The sequence below is a fragment of the Paenibacillus sp. KS-LC4 genome (assembly GCF_036894955.1).
In the GTDB taxonomy this organism is placed as follows: domain Bacteria; phylum Bacillota; class Bacilli; order Paenibacillales; family Paenibacillaceae; genus Pristimantibacillus.
The window spans coordinates 2122223-2141602 of the sequence record NZ_CP145905.1 but is presented as its reverse complement, the minus strand read 5'-3'; the positions used below and the strand labels follow the sequence as shown (position 1 = coordinate 2141602).

The 19380-nt window shown below is 48.5% G+C and carries 16 protein-coding genes; 3 read left to right on the top strand and 13 right to left on the bottom strand.

Features of this window, described 5'->3' with window-relative positions; genetic code table 11:
• Positions 1-47 precede the first annotated feature (47 nt).
• The 6 genes from V5J77_RS09140 to V5J77_RS09115 all read right to left on the bottom strand — a co-directional run bounded on the left by V5J77_RS09140 (position 48) and on the right by V5J77_RS09115 (position 7991).
• On the bottom strand, positions 48-872 hold the full coding sequence (locus tag V5J77_RS09140; protein ID WP_338555463.1) for a carbohydrate ABC transporter permease: 825 nt from the start codon (positions 870-872) through the stop codon (positions 48-50).
• A complete protein-coding gene (locus tag V5J77_RS09135) occupies positions 865-1761 on the bottom strand; it encodes a sugar ABC transporter permease (RefSeq protein ID WP_338555461.1) in 897 nt (298 codons plus the stop codon). The genes V5J77_RS09140 and V5J77_RS09135 overlap by 8 nt, the downstream gene beginning before the upstream one ends.
• Before the next feature lie 130 nt (positions 1762-1891).
• Positions 1892-3199, bottom strand: a complete 1308-nt coding sequence (locus tag V5J77_RS09130; RefSeq protein WP_338556664.1) for an extracellular solute-binding protein — start codon at positions 3197-3199, stop codon at positions 1892-1894.
• A gap of 447 nt (positions 3200-3646) precedes the next feature.
• Positions 3647-5458: a sensor histidine kinase gene (locus V5J77_RS09125; RefSeq protein ID WP_338555460.1), complete on the bottom strand. Its 1812-nt coding sequence runs from the start codon at positions 5456-5458 to the stop codon at positions 3647-3649.
• A gap of 3 nt (positions 5459-5461) precedes the next feature.
• The gene (locus tag V5J77_RS09120; protein WP_338555459.1) at positions 5462-7039 is read right to left on the bottom strand and encodes a response regulator transcription factor; all 1578 of its coding nucleotides are present in this window, start codon (positions 7037-7039) and stop codon (positions 5462-5464) included.
• A gap of 49 nt (positions 7040-7088) precedes the next feature.
• Positions 7089-7991, bottom strand: a complete 903-nt coding sequence (locus V5J77_RS09115) for an ArsR family transcriptional regulator (protein ID WP_338555458.1) — start codon at positions 7989-7991, stop codon at positions 7089-7091.
• A 160-nt stretch (positions 7992-8151) separates the two neighbouring features.
• Here V5J77_RS09115 and V5J77_RS09110 point away from each other — a divergent pair, with 160 nt between their 5' ends.
• Positions 8152-9663: an alpha-N-arabinofuranosidase gene (locus V5J77_RS09110; RefSeq protein ID WP_338555457.1), complete on the top strand. Its 1512-nt coding sequence runs from the start codon at positions 8152-8154 to the stop codon at positions 9661-9663.
• A gap of 167 nt (positions 9664-9830) precedes the next feature.
• Here the strand turns inward: V5J77_RS09110 and V5J77_RS09105 are convergent, their stop codons facing one another.
• The gene (locus tag V5J77_RS09105) at positions 9831-10106 is read right to left on the bottom strand and encodes a hypothetical protein (protein ID WP_338555456.1); all 276 of its coding nucleotides are present in this window, start codon (positions 10104-10106) and stop codon (positions 9831-9833) included.
• A 240-nt stretch (positions 10107-10346) separates the two neighbouring features.
• On the opposite strand from V5J77_RS09105, the gene V5J77_RS09100 reads away from it, so the two are divergent.
• Positions 10347-10745 carry an SET domain-containing protein gene (locus V5J77_RS09100; RefSeq protein ID WP_338555455.1) on the top strand — a complete coding sequence of 133 codons (399 nt, stop codon included), beginning with the start codon at positions 10347-10349 and terminating at the stop codon, positions 10743-10745.
• 145 nt (positions 10746-10890) lie between these two features.
• Here the strand turns inward: V5J77_RS09100 and V5J77_RS09095 are convergent, their stop codons facing one another.
• Complete coding sequence (locus V5J77_RS09095; protein WP_338555454.1) at positions 10891-11424, bottom strand: HPP family protein; 534 nt, start codon at positions 11422-11424, stop codon at positions 10891-10893.
• Between the two features lie 165 nt (positions 11425-11589).
• Here V5J77_RS09095 and V5J77_RS09090 point away from each other — a divergent pair, with 165 nt between their 5' ends.
• Positions 11590-12570 carry a GntR family transcriptional regulator gene (locus V5J77_RS09090; protein WP_338555453.1) on the top strand — a complete coding sequence of 327 codons (981 nt, stop codon included), beginning with the start codon at positions 11590-11592 and terminating at the stop codon, positions 12568-12570.
• Between the two features lie 33 nt (positions 12571-12603).
• On the opposite strand, the gene pflA is transcribed toward V5J77_RS09090, so the two are convergent.
• From pflA to nirB, 5 genes are all read right to left on the bottom strand, one after another.
• A complete protein-coding gene (gene pflA / locus V5J77_RS09085) occupies positions 12604-13392 on the bottom strand; it encodes a pyruvate formate-lyase-activating protein (RefSeq protein WP_338555452.1) in 789 nt (262 codons plus the stop codon).
• A gap of 17 nt (positions 13393-13409) precedes the next feature.
• The gene (pflB, locus tag V5J77_RS09080) at positions 13410-15683 is read right to left on the bottom strand and encodes a formate C-acetyltransferase (RefSeq protein ID WP_338555451.1); all 2274 of its coding nucleotides are present in this window, start codon (positions 15681-15683) and stop codon (positions 13410-13412) included.
• A gap of 69 nt (positions 15684-15752) precedes the next feature.
• Positions 15753-16382 (bottom strand): hemerythrin domain-containing protein, encoded by a 630-nt coding sequence (locus V5J77_RS09075; protein WP_338555450.1) that lies wholly within the window; start codon positions 16380-16382, stop codon positions 15753-15755.
• Between the two features lie 37 nt (positions 16383-16419).
• Complete coding sequence (gene nirD / locus V5J77_RS09070) at positions 16420-16788, bottom strand: nitrite reductase small subunit NirD (RefSeq protein WP_338555449.1); 369 nt, start codon at positions 16786-16788, stop codon at positions 16420-16422.
• A gap of 68 nt (positions 16789-16856) precedes the next feature.
• The gene (nirB, locus tag V5J77_RS09065) at positions 16857-19283 is read right to left on the bottom strand and encodes a nitrite reductase large subunit NirB (RefSeq protein WP_338555448.1); all 2427 of its coding nucleotides are present in this window, start codon (positions 19281-19283) and stop codon (positions 16857-16859) included.
• Positions 19284-19380: the final 97 nt, after the last annotated feature.

The window sequence follows — 19380 nt, the reverse complement described above, 5'->3', positions numbered from 1 at the left end:
GGCGGCTGCATGCTCGGCATGCAGCCGCCTATCCCTTGCTATAAATATTATTTGACCGAACCCGTCATACCTGCTACAAAGTGTCTTTGCATCAGGAAGAACACAAGCGCCGTCGGAATGGTTGAAATAACGATTGCCATCATAATCATGCCGTAATCCGGCGTGTAGCTGGAGCCGAGATTGGAGATGAGCATTGGAATGGTACGTTTGTCCGGCGATTGCAGCACGATAAGCGGCCACAAGTAGTTGTTCCAGCTAGACATGAACGTAATAATTCCCGCTGCGGCATACGTCGTCTTCATCGTCGGCACATAAATGCGGAAGAACAGGGCCAGCTCGTTCAAGCCGTCAATCCGACCTGCCTCGAGCAGCTCTTTCGGAAACATTTTTGTGTTTTGACGGAAAAAGAAGATGAGAAACGCTGTCGTCATCGTTGGCAGCACGACGCCCGAAAGCGTATCAAGGCCTAGAAATGGAATGCTGCTCGAAATTCCTGCAAACATTTGATACAGCGGAACCATAATCGCCGCGAACGGAATCATCATCGACAGCAGCAAAATCGTGAAGACGATGTCCTTTGCCTTGCTTTTATAAATTTCAAAGCCGTACCCTGCAAGCGAAGCAATCAGCATCGCCAGCACCGTCGTCGAAATCGAAATTTTAGCAGAATTTGTGAGCGCCGGCACAATGTCAACCGAGCTAAACAAGTTATTAATATTTTCAATAAGCTTGCTGCCTGGAAGCAGTCTGCCTTGTGTTACATCCGAGGAGCTGTTCGTCGCGCTGACGACCATCCACAGAAACGGGAAAATGGAAACGAACGCTGCAACGCTGAGAAAAATATAAATTGATACCCGTTTTAGCTTATCCATTTTTATCACCTGCCGCTTTAAACTGAACAAATGCCAAAATAATAATCATAATTACAATAGAATAAGACACCGTTGCTGCATATCCGAAGTCTGCGGAATATTTGAAGGACAGATTGTAAATGTACTGGGAGATAGACATAGACGCATTGCCTGGTCCGCCCTTCGTAATGTTCACAACCTCGTCGAACAGCTGCAGTGTACCGATTGTCGATGTAATGGATGTAAATAAAATAATAGGCTTGAGCAAAGGCATTGTAATGCCGAAAAATTGTCTAGTCGAGGACGCGCCATCGATCTTGGCAGCCTCATAAATCGAATGGTCAATATTTTGCAAAGCAGATAAGTAGAAAATCATGTTATAGCCTGTCCAACGCCACGTAATGGCAATAATAACCGTAATTTTAGCCCAGAAAGGATCTGTAATCCATTGAATAGGCGTGCCAATCAGATGCAGCTTGAGCAGCAATGCGTTCACAAGACCGTCGCCTGCAAATAAGTATTTGAAAATAACCGAATAAGCTACAAGAGATGTAACCGCCGGCAGGAAAATCGCTGTACGGAAAAAGCCCTTAAACTTCAGCTTGCTATCATTCAGCAGCACGGAAATAAACATCGCGAGCACGATCATAACCGGAACTTGAATGATGAGATAAACGAATGTATTTTTTACTGCGACACGGAACGTCTGATCACTGAATAGACGAATGTAATTGTCAAAGCCTACATAGTGGAGGTTCATCCCTTTGCCGGATTTGAACGATAGAAGGAGCGCCTGAACCATTGGGTAGAAATAAAATGCTGCTATTAGAACGACAGCAATGATGACGAACAGCCATCCTGTCAAGTTTGCTCGATTACGAATTTTTATGCCAGGCTGCGCTGCTTTCACGATAGCCTAACCCCTTTCTTCACGGAAATAAAATCTCGGGGCAATCCGCCGCTCTCGCCAGTAACAGTGCGAACGATACTGACGAGGCTTTGATTGCCCAAGATTTTATTCATCTGCCGTATGGTCGAATTTATTTAACTTGTGTTTCAGCTTGAGCTTGAGCATCAGCCAATACTTGGTCGATTGCTTTGCCGCCCATGTAGTTTTGCATTTCTACAACAAGGATGTCCTCGATTGCATACGTATGCATACCGTAGTTAACTCTTGGAATTTCTGCAGTCCATTTTGCGAAATCAGCTACTGTTTTTTGTCCGCCGAAGAAATCATCAGCCGCTTTATAAGCTTCGCCGTCAGCTGCCGCTTTCAGTGTGCCGATAGCGCCGATATCTTTAGCGAGCGTTTGATACAGATCCACGTCAGAACCAAACGTTTCTTTCAAAAACTCTGCTGCCGCTTCTTTGCCATCAACGTTCATCACATACCACGAGCTGCCGCCAAGGTTCGAAGCGTTAACGGAAGCCGCGTTGTTCGTCAGTTTAGGGAATGGCACTACAGCCCATTTGCCGGATTGCGAAGCTTCTGCTTTCACGGAAGCTGTAATCCAGTTTCCTGTTGGAATGCTTGCTACATCGCCGCTGTTAAAGCCTGCAACAAACTGGCTCCAGTCGGAATGCACTTTTACAATGTCAGCTTCCATCATTTTTTTGTACGTTTCGAAAGCTTCTTTCAGTGCTACGTTGCCTGCAATATCAGGTGTTACGCCATCAGCCTTCAGGTACCATGATCCAGCGGACTGAATCATCATCCGGATAATACCCAGGTCATTAGGATCTAGGGAAAGCAATTGCTTGCCTGTTTTTGCTTTTACAGCTTTACCGATCTCAATAACTTGATCCCAGTTCAGGTTTTGCAAATCAGCTACTTTGTAGCCAGCTTGCTCCAAGTAGTCTGTTCTTACATAAAGTCCCGCTACGCCGGAGTCAAACGGTACGCCATACTGTTTACCATCAAGGCTTGTTGGTCCAATTTTGTATTCAGCAAAGTCTGCTGGCTTGATGTAGTCAGACAGATCAAAGAAAGCATCCGGGTAAGCTTGCAGGAAGCTTTGCGCACGGTAGTCTTCAATCAGAATGATCGTTGGAAGACCTTTTGTAGTACCAGAGTTAAGACCTGCATTCAGCTTCTGAATAATGTCAGCTTGTGCATTTTCAACAATGTTAAGTTTTACGCCGGAATCAGGATGCTTAGCAGCATAAGCCGCACCCGCACGCTCCATAGCGCCGATGTTAAACGTCTTGTCCCATGCCCAAACTGTAATTTCTTTAGTACCTGTTCCTGCTGCGTTTCCGCTGCCTGTATTTGTAGCATTGTCTGTTTTAGCTGAACATGCTGTGAGCAGCACGAAGCTGGCCAAAAGGATGGCAAGCATTTTTTTCACGAAACCCAACCCCTTTATCATTGTCTGCATAACTGAAAGCGTTTGCCGGCTAACATCATTCATTATAACAATCTGTTTATTGTGTTCGATAGCAATATCTTTATAGGGATTTGTCATTCTTTTATTACATAAACAGCAGTTATTTTTTTCCAATAGTAATTAATTTGCTTATTGGTAATATATTTAGACGGCAGTTGGAAAGATCAGGCTTCATCTTCTAAGTACTGGATTGAGCGCTCCAATGTGGCTCATTTCTCTTTTTTCATTGCCAAGTGCCAATTTCCAATTTTTATCAATAATCAACCTCCTTGCGCATGTAAAAGATGTATTTGAATTTTGTGCTTGTTCGGCTACTATTATACTGACCTCATCAATTTAGTGGCGCTATTGTAAAAAAACAGCGGCTCATGCAGGATTGATCCTGCGAGCCGCTACTTTAAAAAATCATTACTCAAATAACAAAGGCAGCTTGATTTTCACCCGTGTCCCTTGACCTGGGTCACTGACAATCGTCACCCCGTAGCCTTCACCATAAAGCAAGGTCAAGCGGTCATGCACATTGCGTATGCCAATGCCCGAGAAGAAATGACTTGCCGAATGCACCCCGCGCTCATCGTTATTTTGAGCTGCTTCGTTAGTCTCGGCTCCAGCTTCACCGTTACTCAGACCGCTAATGCCGACCCCATTGTCCACGACCTCACAAATGAGCGATTCGCCCTCACGGGAAATAAGTACATATATATATCCCTCGCTGCGCTCATGGAAGGCATGGAAAAAAGCATTCTCCATAAACGGCTGGATAACGAGCTTCGGTAAATGAGCACCCATACAATCCTTGTCAGCAAAGTAGTTGACCCGAATCTGCTCGCCATACCGCACATGGTTAATAAATACATAGTTTTTGAGGTTGACGAGCTCCTGTGAAACCGTAATCGTCTCGCTTATATTGCTTACGGTATTTTGCAGCAAAGAGATCAGCGCGTTTATCGTTTCCGCGGCCTTATCCTTATTGCCCTGCTGAACCAAAATTTTAATCGACGCCAGCGTATTATATAAAAAATGTGGATTGATCTGCATTTGCAGCGCAGACAGCTCCGCATTACGCTGATCCTTCTGTGTCTGGATAAGCCGCTTAACATAATCGTTCAGCTCATCCAGCATATAGTTGTAGGCATTGCCGAGCTGCTTGATCTCGTAGCTTCCCGTTACCGAAGTGTAATTATTGAAATCATTTTTCGTCACGCGTGAAATTTGCCGCGCCAGCAGCGTCAGCGATTTCGTCAGGCGCCTTGAAATGACAAAGACGATAATGAGAGCCAGCAGTACGATGGCAAGGGAGATGAGGGCAACCCTCTTGAAATCAACCATTTGACTCATAACCTGCTGCTTATCAATTAAATTCACCAAATAAAAATCATAGGTCGGCAAATATTTGGACAATACAAGGCTGCTTTTTCCCATAGCCTTTGTATCCATTACATCTAGCTGCTGCTCCTCAATTTGCTTGGCAACAGCGAGCAGCTCTGGTGCTGTTGTGCCGATTAACTGCTCGCTGTTGCTTGAAACGATCATGCCTGCTCGATTTAATATGACTACGTTATTCCCACTGCTGGTGAAGCTTGTGTAAAACTTTTGAAACTCCTTCTCCCTAATTGCAAAATAAAGCTGGCCGTACAGTTGGCCGCTTGTCCGCTCCAGCAGCGCTTTGGTAGCTACAATAACCGGATCTGGGGCACCCTTGTCTGTCAGACTGTCTCGATCGAGCTCATATAAAATTCGGCGAGGCTCCTTCAGCGCATTCTCCGTCAGCTCGCTGCTGCGAAGCTTCGCCGCAGAGCGTGGCCAATAGGCGCCATCCGTCGAATGACTTCGACCATTTATGCCTGTAATCGTAATTGTCACTGGATATGCAGCGACTCCTGATTGAATCCGTTTTACTTGTGTGTTTGCTTCATAATATCTTCGCAACGTCGGAATGGTTCGCTCATCCGGATCAGTCAGAAACGATTTGAGCGTTCCGCTCTGCTGAACGGTATTGGTAGCCGTCACGATGGAATAGCTGAACGATTCAAAATTCGTCTGCACCTGGTTCATGATTTTTCCATTCGTAATGCTGAAGGTATCCATAAATAATCGCTGCGACATTTGCAGCATTACAAGCGTAGTAAGCAGCGAAACCGAAATGATGCTGACTAAGGTGACGGTAAACATTTTAATAAACAAGCCGTGGTATTTAAATTTTGCCAAAAATGCCTTCATGCACTAGTCCCTTTTCTGGTTGACATATTGTTTCCGATAATGACTTGGCGACAGACCCGTTATTTTTTTGAACACCTTTGTAAAATAACTATGATCCGAGTACCCCACCATGCCGCTTATTTCCGAAATGGATGCCGTATCCGCCAACAGCAGTTCTGCCGCCTTTTCCACTCGAATTTTGTTCAAATATTCACTAAAGCCTTCATTATTATGCGAGCTGAAATACGTAGACAAATACGACGGGTTAAAATGAAAATGCTTCGCCAGCTCCGTCAGGCTTAGAGGCTCCGCAAAATGCTCGCCTATATAGGCAAGCAGCATGGCCATATTCGGATTGCCTGCTGCCTGCTTGCGGGTTGCCAGTACAGTCTCCGCCTCGCTCACGAAAGACTCCATTAATTGAATCGCTTCACTTATATGCAAGGCATCGCCTATGTCCTTAAAATAGCGGTATTTCGCCTCTTCCAAATGCTTGGCATCCACCTCCAGACGGCCCACTACAATCGTTATATTAAAAATAATATTGCTAAGGAAGGACTTAAACTCGAATACGTCCTTCTTATAAAAATGCGGAGCGCCCTGCACATGAGCGAGCAGATCGCTAAAAGCGCTCTCAAACTGCTGCTTGCTCAGCTGCTCTGAAAACCTTGGCAAATCAAATTTCTCTTCATCAGGCGGCATATAGGGCAGCTCCCCTGCAACAAGCAGACGGTTCGGCTCCGTCAGAAAAAAGCGGTATTCACTCATTTTCAGAAAGCTGAGCTTAAAATGATCGCCTACCTCGGTGTAATCGCTAAACGGCTCTCCCAGCGTCCATCTTGCCTCAAGCTGCTGCTCGCCCGTCCACTCATCCAATCTGCGCGCGGCGGCAGCAAGCTGCTGGCTTTCCCGCTCATTCAAATTAATAAGCAGCACGACACGTCCCTTTTCCACCCTTAGCGGAAAATAAACCGACTCCTCCAGGGAAACGACAAGCTCTGCCTCCATCCTTTTTTTCAGCAGCTCCGCCACCGCTTCCACAGCCTTTATGTCTCCTGCCGACTTGTATTCTGCACCAAGCATTCGAAAGCTGCTGTAAGGAAATGCTTCCGCCCCCACTTCCTCGTCAAGCTCTACGCCAAAGCCATCCATCAGCATATCCAGCAATAGCTGCACCGTTGTGTCTCTATCGGCTGGTGCATGCTCCAGCTTCAAGGAAGGAATTCGCTGAGCAGTACGCTTTAAAACCTCAAGCAGATGCGTCGCCTCTAGCTTAGGCTTCAATATATAATCGGCAACGCCGCTTTGAAAGGTCGATCTTACATAATCAAATTCCCCAAAGCTGCTAAGCACAATCACTTCAATTTCCGGGTATCTCGCTTTGACCATTCGGGTCAGCTCGGCACCATCCATGACAGGCATTACAATATCCGTTATGACGATATGCGGCTCCAGCTGCTGAATTTTCTCCAGCGCCTCCGTTCCACTCGCCGCTTCGCCGACGATTTGAAAGCCTTCCTTTTCCCAATTCAATAAGTGCTTAATGCCTTGTCTGACTAATATTTCATCATCTACAATGAGCACACGACAATAAGGCGCCACTACGATCCCTCCATTTTCATCCAGCTATTTCCATTGAAGTGTTTGGGGTTTAATCATAATAGGTACGAATTCTTATATCTTGATTGTAATTGCCAAACCCTTTGCCGTACAAGGTTAATCCTCCCCTGCCCGGAACGCTTTCCTCGGCGCTGATGCGAAGCGTCAGAAACGGGGTTTCCCAATCCAAATCATGAATCGTCAGCTCGGATATTTGCAAGCCATCAATGAAGGTTCCATTCGCATTGAGACGCAGCACCTTAAGCAAGCCATACTGATTCACATCGCCCTGCCACCAATCCGGTGACAGCCGTCCACGCACACGTCCAAAGTCGCCCGGACTCGTCCATTCGCCCAAATACAAGCCATTAATAAAAAAGCGAATATCCGAGGGCCAATTTTCATTAATTTGCGGCGCTTCAGATCCTATCTCCAGTGAAATTTCCAATTCCTGCACCCGCTGATCAACAAATAGATGATTGGGCACCTTATATTCGACATAGCCTCTGGCAAACCATAAAATGCCGGCATTCATCCGCTCCGGGTCCAAAAAATATTTAGGATTATCATATTGGCCAATCAGCTTCTCCACGGTTGCAATGCCGCAGGTTGGGAAGGCCGCTACATCGGTATAATGGCCGACTGGCAGCATCGTTTCCATATTTTTTCGCTTCTGGTCATTAGGCTTTGACAGCCTGATTTGCAAATATTCGGCCGAAAGTGAGCAATATTTATACGTCCCGCCACCTACGCGCTTCATTTTGCTCGTCACAATACCCGCCTGCTGAAGCTTGCTCACATGGGTGCTGACAATCGCGCTGCTCAAATAAAGCTCCGCTGCCAGCTCTTTAATATGACGTTCACGCTCATCCAGCAAATCAATAATTTGCAGGCGAACCTCGCTTGCCAGCGCTTCGTAAACTCGAAGCGACTCCGCATTCGTCGTTAAGTACATTCTGTCACATCCTAATTATAGGATTAGCAATTTAGCTTATCCTTCTTCATTACAGCGCTTAATCATTGCTTGTATTTATTCATTATGTTAAAAATATAAGTAGTTAGCAAGTACATGAATTCAGTTTTTGGCTAATTCAATCAATAGGAGGTTTACCATTATGTCATTGAAATCAACGATGCTCATTGATAAACATTTTAAAATTGCCGAGGTTGACCCGCGTCTATATGGATCATTCATTGAGCATCTGGGACGCGCTGTATACGGAGGCATTTATGAGCCGGGCCATCCGACGGCTGATGAGAACGGCTTCCGCCGCGATGCGCTCGAAGCGATTAAAGCACTCAACGTTCCTATTATACGCTATCCAGGCGGAAATTTCGTCTCTGGCTACAATTGGGAGGATGGCGTTGGCCCGAAGGAAGAACGCAAGCGTCTGCTTGAGCTGGCTTGGTGGACAACCGAAACGAATGAGGTGGGCACAAACGAATTTGCCGATTGGGCTAAGCTCGTAGGCTCCGAAGTCATGATGGCGGTCAATCTTGGCACGCGCGGCGTCGATGCGGCACGCAATCTCGTTGAATATTGCAATCATCCATCCGGCTCCTATTATAGCGATCTGCGCATTTCACACGGCTATAAAGAACCTCATAAGTTCAAAACGTGGTGTTTGGGCAATGAAATGGACGGTCCTTGGCAAATCGGTGCCAAAACAGCCGTTGAATACGGCAGGCTTGCAAATGAAACGGCTAAAGTGATGCGCTGGGTTGATCCATCCATCGAGCTTGTTGCTTGCGGCAGCTCATCGAGCGGCATGAGCACCTTTGCCGATTGGGAAGCGACCGTTCTGGATTTGACGTATGATCAGGTTGACTACCTGTCGCTGCATACGTATTACAACAATAATGAGAACAACTCGGAAAATTTCCTTGCAAAATCGCTCGATATGGATCAATTCATCTACAGCGTAACGGCGATTGCGGATTACATGAAGGCGAAGAAGCGCAGCAAGAAGAAGCTCATGCTGTCGCTCGATGAGTGGAATGTATGGAATTCCATTGGCACAAGCCGGGCCGAGGAACGCTGGCATATTGCGCCGCCAGAATTTGAGGATGTCTATACGCTTGAGGATGCGCTTGCTGTCGGCTGCTTCGTCATTACACTGCTTAAGCACGCGGATCGGGTGAAAATCGCTTGCCTGGCTCAGCTTATAAACGTTATCGCTCCGATTATGACGGAAAATGGCGGACCGCTGTGGCTGCAAACGACTTATTTCCCTTACAAGCACGCATCGCTTTATGGACGAGGCACTGTGCTTCAACCGATTACTTCATCGCCAAAATACGATTCGAAGGATTTTACAGATGTTCCTTATCTGGAGGCCATTAGCGTTCATAATGAGGAGCATGGAGAAATTACGATTTTCGCTGTCAACCGTCATTTGAAAGAATCGCTGGACCTTGATGTTGATATTCGCAGCTTCGGCAACGTTAGCCTCATCGAGCATGTTGTTCTGGAGCATGACGATCTTAAGGCTAGTAATACGAAAGCTCATCCTAATCAGGTGCTGCCGCATAACAATGGCACAGCCAAAGTGGATGGCGGACAAGTTAGCGCCGTACTCGGCAAAGCTTCGTGGAATATGATCCGCTTGAAAGTCGCTTCCAGCTAGCTAAGCGCTTTAAGCCGAATGAACCAAAATACCGTCCGAAATTCGCCTGTTTGGAAAATTCGGACGGTATTTTATTGCAATCTGGCATGGGTGGCGCTATGCGTTCAAAGCCGCTGTTGTTAATAAAAAAGCGGGGAGCGAGCTGTTATAGCACAGCTGCTTCTAGTTTAGATGATTCCGAGCGAGGATGGCCGAGCAGGGAGTTTACTAAGCAAGGAATGCTTCATGACGGCACGTTTTGTTTGCTGCTTTTGTTCAGACTGAGGCTGCTTGAAAAATTGCTCATCTTGAAATAATTGCTTAAGAGCCTGCATGACTGCCTGTGCCGCCAGCGCTTCATTCTCCAGCACATAATAGGCGACCTGATAACCATAGACTTCATATTGTTTGAGTACAGCGGCTTTGTACTGCAGCTCCTCATGCCTTGTGAAAGCTCTGTTCATGGCGTCAAGTCACCTTTCTGCCTCTGGCGAATGTTCCTTATCGTATGTATGCCATATATCACTAGCTCAACTATACAAGAGGAGAATGAACTGCAATAGTACCATGTTTTTATAGTACCTTCGTAAAAAGCATCATTAAGGTGGCTGAATGCAGCAGCATTGCTATTTTTGGCGAATGCAGGCTATAATGTTTAGAAAAAAGAATGCCATTATATGCTTTAGTGGACAGAGGATATGAATATGATTGAAATTCGAACTTCCCAGCTCAGCAATGGTGAGCTGAACCGAGGCGTATTCGCCACCCAGGACATCGCCGAGGGCGCGCTTATTCACGAAGCGCCGGTCCTTCCTTACGAGAACGAGGAGCATGTCCATCTTGAAAAAACGATTTTTGCCGACTACGCTTTTGAATATGGAGCAAACCATTCCGCTCTTTTGCTAGGCTACGGGATGTTGTTTAATCACTCGTATACGCCGAACACATTCTATGAGCTTAATTTTGACAATTTGACGGTAGACTTTTTTGCCTTTACCGATATTAAGGCAGGCGAAGAGCTGCTGATTAACTATAACGGAGAAGTCGATTGCGAGGATCCTCTTTGGTTTAATGAGGAGCAAGACGCGGATAAAGCAGATTAATATAGCGATGCATAACCGTATGAAAGCACATAAGACAGCCCGTAAGACAGGCACTGGCCATTCGTGCTCGTCTTACGGGCTGTCCTATGTTGCAAGCAGAAAATAAAAATCTACTAAACCGTTTAGCCATAACGTGTCCCTAAGCTCATCTCCAAAAGGTTGGGTATTTTTTGGTCTTATCCAAATTGTTGATGACGAGAGCCATTCCCACAATAACAATCGCGCCAAGCAGTACGGGGTTGATTAAAAAGGACCAGCTGCTGCCAGCCATAATGACAACTAGCGGATCGGCTCCCGCAGGAGGATGAGTCGTCTTCGTTAGCATCATTAGCCCAATAGCAAGTCCTACTCCAGCCGCCATCACAAGGCTCCCTTGTCCAAACCAATGATAAAGCAGCAAGCCGACAGCCGTTGATATGAAATGCCCGCCGATCACATTGCGCGGCTGCGATAACGGGGAATCCCATATGCCGAACACCAGTACACAGGTAGCTCCGAACGGAGCCATAATCCATACAAGATCAGACTTCTCAGTCAGCATCGTCAGCAGAAAAATGACAATAAATCCTCCCCCAGCCCCCCATGCTGCTTTAGGCAAGGAAACCTTTAAGGGACTCCGCACGCTGCTTCCTCCCGCATCCTTAAGCTTAGCTATGAATCGTACATAGAATGTGTCCATTGTTCCACTCCTCCAAATGAATAGTTAACTAGTTATATAGTTATATATAAATGATTTCTCCCACCTTGTCAACGTTTCTTTCGTATTAAGCTCGACTTAAAGTTGTGTTCTCTTCTATGATCACGCTATAATATAACTAGTTGACTATGAAATGAGGTAAACGCTATGCAGCATAGACGGCTCGTTCTGCGCGTCGACCCGACACTCACCTTTAATGTGAACACTCAAATTAAAGAGCAGTTTAAATGGCTCATTGGAACCGGCGACATGCAAGCGGGCGACATGCTTCCGCCTGCCGGCGAGTTAGCTGAATTTTTAGGACTCAATCGCAATACGATCAATTGGGTGTACAGCCAGTTAAAAGAAGAAGGGCTTGTTTCTGTTCAAAAGGGTCGGGGAACGCAGGTTATTGCCGGTCCAGAGGTTGACAGACTGCAACAAGAACGTATTCCTATGAAAAAAATGCTTACTCATGCGCAAAAGGAAGCGGTCCGAAATCAAGTTTCCTTGAAACAATATTTTCAGGCTGGCCTTGCTTATACCCTCATGCTGGAAACCGATTCGACCAGACCGCAGCGGCTTCTATTCGTGGAGTGCAAAGGCCATGACCATTTATTTTATAGCCGTGAGATTAGCCGCCTTACAGGCGCGGACGTGGAACGCTGTTTTTTAGAGGATATACGTTCGGAGAGCGGCTCGCTTAATGAAGCGGTCAGCCGTGCGGATGCTGTCGTCACTACTCTCAATCATGCAGAGGAAGTAAAGCAAATGCTTCAGCCATTCGGAAAAAAATTGACCGTTATCGGGGCGATCATAGAGCAGGCCTCCCTCTTGGAAATAGCAAAGCTGCCTACCGCTACATCACTTGCTTTCGTTTGTTTGGGCAAAGTCGGTGGTGAATGGATGGCTGAGCGCGTGCTTGAGGCTGGCGTTAAGCTCTCCCATTGCACGGCAGCCGGAACGGAGGATTCCCTGCTGCTAAGCAAAGTGCTGACCGAGACTGAGCGCGTGTACGCTTCAGCAGCCGTGTACGAGCATTTGAAGCAAATTACGCCTGGCAACAACGTACATTTATATCCTATGCAGCTGGAGAAAAGCAGCGAGCTGCTTTTACAGGAGCTGGCTGCTATTAAATCTATTAGCTGAATACACAAAACGATTATGAAAAAAACAGCCTATCTAGCCGATTACCCGGCTGATAGGCTGCTTCTTTTCTATATGGGCCGCCGCTTGCATTTGTGAGACCGCATGAACTCCGCCCTCCTGCACGAGCCGGTAAGCCCGCGCAACCTCCTGCTGCGTTGGGCTCGGAATGCCTTCCAGCGGATATTCGCGGCCAAGCTGCTGCCACTTGTAAACGCCCATGCGGTGATAAGGTAAAATCTCGAACTTCTCCACCGATTGAAGCTCGCTGATATAAGCGCCAAGCGCGCGCAAATCATCGCTGCCATCCGTCACCTGCGGAATGAGCACATGTCGAATCCACATTGGCTGCTTCCACGAGCTCAAAGCGGCTGCGAAACGCAATATCCGCTCGTTCGGACGACTGGTTAGCAGCTCATGCTTAACGGAATCAATTATTTTCAAATCAAGAAGCACCAGATCAGTAACCGCCATAAGCGGCTCCGCATGATTCGGTTCGCAAAACCCCGACGAATCAAGCGTCGTATGCAGTCCCCAGCGCTGCTTGCACGCTTTGAACAGCTCGGTTACGAATGGCGCTTGCAGCGTTGGCTCTCCTCCCGTAACCGTAATGCCGCCGCCGGAGCGGCGGTAATACGGCACATAGGGCTCGATTTCCCGCAAAATATCGTCGACTGTTACCTGCTTGCCAGCTCCAGTATCCCACGTATCCGGGTTGTGGCAAAACTGGCATTGCAAAGCGCAGCCCTGCATGAAAAGCACGAAGCGAATGCCGGGCCCATCGACGGTTCCAAACGTATCAAAGGAATGGATTCTGCCTAACATGCTGAAGGGCCTCCTTTCTATACCGCGCCGTGGAACGTGCGGTTAATGACATCAAGCTGCTGCTCGCGAGTCAGCTTAATAAAATTAACAGCATAGCCCGATACGCGAATCGTCAGCTGCGGGTAGTTTTCCGGATGCTCCATCGCATCCAGCAGCTGCTCCCGTTCAAACACGTTAACGTTTAAATGATGACCGGAGCTATCCGCATAACCGTCAAGCAGCGAAACGAGATTGTTAATGCGCGTCAGCGGCTCCTTGCCTAGCGCCTTCGGAATAATCGAGAACGTATTGGAAATACCGTCGAGACAATCCTCGTACGGGATTTTGGCAACGGATGCGAGCGAGGCAAGCGCACCCTTGCGGTCTCTGCCATGCATCGGATTAGCGCCCGGTGCAAAAGGCTCTCCCGCTTTTCTGCCATCCGGCGTGCTGCCCGTTTTTTTGCCATACACGACGTTCGATGTGATCGTCAGCACCGACATCGTTGGCAATGCGCCGCGGTAGGTGCGATGCTTGCGCAGCTTATTCATAAACGTTTCTGTGAGCTGCACAGCGATCCGGTCTACCCGCTCGTCATTGTTGCCGTACATCGGATATTCGCCCTGAATGTCAAAATCGACAACGATGCCATTTTCATTGCGAATCGGAATAACAACCGCATGCTTGATGGCACTCAAGCTGTCTGCCACAACGGACAAGCCCGCAATGCCGCATGCCATCGTACGCAAAATCTCGCGGTCATGCAGCGCCATTTCCAGACGCTCATAGGCGTATTTATCATGCATGTAATGGATGATGTTCAGCGTATTCATGTATAGACCGGCGAGCCATTCCAGCATAGCGTCATATTTGCCCATCACCTCTTTATAATCGAGGCGCAAATCGCTCGTGATCGGAGCAAATGCCGGCCCAACCTGCGCACCGGATACCTCATCTACTCCACCATTAATGGCATAGAGCAGCGCCTTAGCCAGATTCGCCCTAGCTCCAAAAAATTGCATTTGCTTGCCGATTCGCATCGCGGAGACGCAGCAGGCAATGCCGTAATCATCGCCGAACTGCGGGCGCATAATGTCATCATTTTCATATTGAATCGAGCTCGTTTCAATCGACACCTTGGCGCAATATTTTTTGAAGGCTTCCGGCAGGCTCGCTGACCAAAGTACGGTCAAATTCGGCTCCGGCGCCGGACCTAAATTGTATAGCGTATGAAGAATACGGAAAGAGCTGCGCGTTACCCGCGTCTGACCATTGACCGCCATGCCGCCAATCGACTCTGTCACCCAAGTCGGATCACCGCTGAATAGCTCATTATAGTCTGGTGTCCGCAAAAACTTTACAATCCGCAGCTTCATAACAAAATGATCCATCAGCTCCTGCGCCTGCTCCTCCGTCAGCCTTCCTTCCAGCCGATCGCGCTCGATATAAATATCGAGAAAGCTGGAAACACGCCCAAGGCTCATCGCCGCACCGTTCTGCTCCTTAATCGCCCCGAGATAAGCAAAATACAGCCATTGGAACGCTTCCTTCGCCGTAGCTGCCGGCCTGGATATGTTGCAGCCGTAGGTAAGGCTCATCTGCTTAAGCTCTTGCAGCGAACGAATTTGCTCGGATATTTCCTCTCGGTCGCGAATCGTCTCCTCCGTCATCGTGCCTGTTTCCAGCAGCAGCAGCTCCTGCTTTTTACCCGCGATAAGACGATCAACCCCATACAAGGCTACTCGGCGGTAATCGCCAATAATTCGGCCGCGTCCATAAGCATCTGGCAGCCCCGTAATGATGCCTGCTTTGCGTGCTGCCCGCATTTCAGTGGTGTAGGCATCAAACACGCCTTGGTTATGGGTTTTGCGAATCTCGGTAAACATTTTGACCATTTCGGCGGGCAGCTCGAAGCCGTAAGCCTCACAGGCATCAACGACCATTTTGATGCCGCCGAATGGCTGAATCGAACGCTTTAGCGGCGCGTCGGTTTGCAGCCCGACAATCTGCTCCTTCTTCTGGTCAATGTAACCGGGAGCATGTGCGGTAATGCTGGAAACTGTATTTAAGTCAATATCCAGCACACCTCCGTTTGCCCGCTCCTGCTTGACGAGCTGCTGGATTTTTTGCCAAAGCTCGACCGTTGCCTCAGTAGCTCCAGCCAAAAAGGACTCATTGCCTGTATAAGGCTGCAAATTATGATCCAGAAAATCCTTTACATCAATGCGTTCCTGCCATTTGCCTGCCGCAAAGCCCCGCCAAGCGCCTGCAGTTTCTGCCACTTTAATACGATCGGTATGATTGACAGCCATCTTTTCCGCCTCCTATATCCTATATAGCTACAGTATAAAACCAGATCCCTTTTTATAATGTGAAAATTATCACAATCTATAAAATAAATAATGATTTTCCAGCCGAATATGCTCCAGCAGCTTTGCTTCCAGCTGCCTTAGCCTGCTGTACGTATAAGCGAAAGCTTCACACGCATCATCTGGCAGCATATAATGCGCCGAAGCCAGTCTAAGATGCAGCAGCATATTACCGATTCGCCTATGGTCGCCTTCAAGCTTCTCGACCATTTGCTTCGCCTGCCTGAAGGCATTAGCAGAATTATGCCGCTCATATTTCAGAATAAGCGGGAAAAAGCATTCTTCCTCGTCAATCAAATGCTGCTCCAGCAAAGCCTTTAAAGCATGGAAGCGCTGCTGAAGCTCAATCAATTGGCGGTGCCGGCTGCCATGCACGCTCGTAATGAGCACCGTCAATTCATGCAGCAACGGCAGCTCGGCTCTGAGAAACAGATGATAGCCAAACATGAGCTGCCGCACCATCCCGGCAATCGACTGCTTGCTCCAATCTGCCACTTTCAGCTTCTCCGGCTGAATGCCAATGTCCTGCCGCTCCTTCTGCTCCAAAAGCGCATGCAGCAGGTGGTTGCCGCTGCAGCATGCGCACTCTCCGAAGCCCTTCTTGCCTTGGCCACCTTCTCTGTTAAGCGTCGCTGTATTCAATAGATAAACCTCCTTCGTTCATATCAGATACGTTTCTTTAATGTGCCAGTCCGAGCTGCCTTGCTTGCTGAGGCGACAGTCCCATCTGTACGCTCTCGCCCTCCACCTTCAGTGGATAGGTTTGCACCAAACCAGAATCAGGCGCCTGCACCTGCCCGCTATCCAGCGCAATCTTCCAATCATATAAGGGGTCCAGTACAAAATGTCCCGATACGATGCCTTCCGCCAGCGGCCCTCCCTTGCGATGGGGACTGCGATTGTCCAGTGCATACAAATTGCCGTCAGTGGTACGAAACACAACAATCTCCTTCTGCTTCAAACGAATGACCCGCCCCATCCGTTCGCGAAAATCCTCGAGTGTACCGATTTTAATATAGGTCAAATCTTGATTGATGTGAGTGGTCATTTGGATGCTCCTCTCCTTTTTGTCCTTTCAATTTTAGTCATTGCCCTGTTTACGCTATAATCACGCGCCTATTTCATTTGAATCGCATCGAACAAATAGCGGCTTTTCCGCTCCTCCTCAAGCGTTGTGCTCCAAGGCTCCTTCAGCTCGGCTAGCACGGCTAAAATATCCTGATAAAGCTCGCAGCGTCGATCCATATTGTCAACAACTTCCGCTTTGATCGCTTCTATCCCCATGCGCTCCACCCACTCCGAAGTGCGCTCCAAATAATTCGCCGTCAAACGATAATATTGGGTAAAAGCACCCACGATCTGCACAAGCTCTTCATCCGTCTTCACTTTGCACAGCAGGTCGGCGATGCGCGGCTTGATTCCGCCATTGCCGCCAACGAACATCTCCCAGCCGCCGTCATTGCCGACGATACCAACATCCTTCGTACACGACTCGGCGCAGTTGCGCGGACAGCCATTCACGGCCATTTTGTACTTGGCGGGCATATCGATCCGCTCAAATGTTTTTTCCAGTCGAATGCCCATACCGATCGAATCCTGTGTACCGAAGCGGCAAAATTGCTGGCCGACGCAAGTTTTCACTGTACGCAGCGCCTTTGCATAGGCATAGCCCGACGGCATATCCAGCTCTTCCCATACGAGCGGCAAATCCTCCTTCGCAACTCCGATCAAATCAAGCCGCTGGCCTCCGGTCACCTTGACCATTTTCACATCATATTTCACGGCAACATCGGCAATTTTCTTCAAATCCTCCGGCGTCGTCACGCCGCCATACATCCGCGGCACGACCGTGTAGGTGCCATCCTTCTGAATGTTGGCGTTCATCCGTTCATTAACGAAGCGCGAATCCTTCTCGTCCTCATGCTCCTGCGGCCATAGCATGCCCAAGTAATAATTGACTGCTGGACGGCATTTCGAGCAGCCCTCCGGGTTATGCCAATTCAGTACATGCATAACCTCTTTCACCGTCGTCAAATGCTTTTCTTTAATCGCAGCTACGATTTCATCGCGGCTGAGATCTGTACAGCCGCACATGCCCGTCTTTGTTTTCTGCCCGGCATATTCGTCACCCAGCACATATTGCAGCAGGTGGCTAACGGTCGGTATACAGCCACCGCACGAACGACCTGCCCCTGTGCACGCCTTCACCTCATCAACCGAAGTAAGCGCATTGTCCTTGATCGCCTTTACGATATGCCCCTTCGATACGCCATTGCAGCCGCATACGATTTCATCATCAGCCATTTGCGCTACGCGGTCAGCAGCCGATAGCGTGGTGCCAGCCGCTCCCATCAGCTCCGCATATATAGCCTCTGTCATGGCAGCCCCTTCGCGCACCCATTGCTGAATCCGGCTCGAATCGCTGACATCGCCATAAAGCACGCCGCCAACAATGGTATCCCCCTTAAGCAGCAGCTTTTTGTACTGCTGCTTCCAGTCGTCCTGCTTGCGAATGACCGTCAGCTCTGGCTGATCCAGGAAGGCGCCCGTCGAAAAAACGTCTACGCCCGAAATCTTCAGCTTGGTCGACAGCTGCGTTCCCTCGTAAGGCTTCGTTTGCACGCCGCATAGCTGCTTCGCAAGCACGGCTCCCTGCTCAAACAGCGGAGCAACAAGACCATAGCACACGCCGCGGTGCTCGGCGCATTCGCCAACGGCGTACACACCTTCCGCCGACGTTTGCATATAATCATCGACGACGATGCCGCGCTTTACTTCAATGCCGCTTGCGCTGGCCAATGCTGTATTAGGCCGTATGCCCGCTGCCATAACGATAAAGTCTGATTCCAGCTTCGTTCCATCGCTGAAGGTCAGCCCCTCTACGCGCTCACCGCCGTAAATGCCCGCTGTCTGCTTTTCCATGAGAAAATGCAGCCCCTGCCGCTCCAGCTCCGCCTTCAGCATCGCCGAAGCGCTTGGGTCAAGCTGGCGCTCCATTAAATCCGCCATCAAATGGATGACCGTCACATTCATGCCCAAATTGAGCAAGCCCTTGGCCGCTTCCAGACCGAGCAGCCCGCCGCCTATAACGGCTGCATTGCGATATTGCTTGGCTGTCTCCAGCATGACGCTGCAATCTGCAATGTCGCGGAAGCCTACGACGCCCTGCTTCTCATGCCCGGGAACGGGCAGTATAATGGGATTCGAGCCTGTAGCAATAATTAGACGGTCATAGGCTGCGGTCAGCCCATTGTCCGCAAGCACGATTTTTTGCTGCGTATCTATGGCCGTTATCGTCGTTCCCGTATGCAGCGTAATATGATGCTCCTCGTACCAAGCCCAGCTGTTCAAAATAATATCGTCTATCGTCTTGCTGCCCTCCAATACATAAGAAAGCATAATCCGGTTATAGTTTGGATGCGGCTCGCTGCCGAATACCGTGATGTCGTAATGATCCGGTGACAGCTTGAGGATATGCTCCAGCGTGTTTACACCCGCCATCCCATTGCCAATCAGTACAAGCTTTTGCCGTATTGCTCCCATTGTAAACGCCTCCCTGAACAGCCTTCAATGTTCTTACCATTAGTATAAACAACAACAAACGACGGGTATGTGATATTTTTCACATGTCGAGCGATTA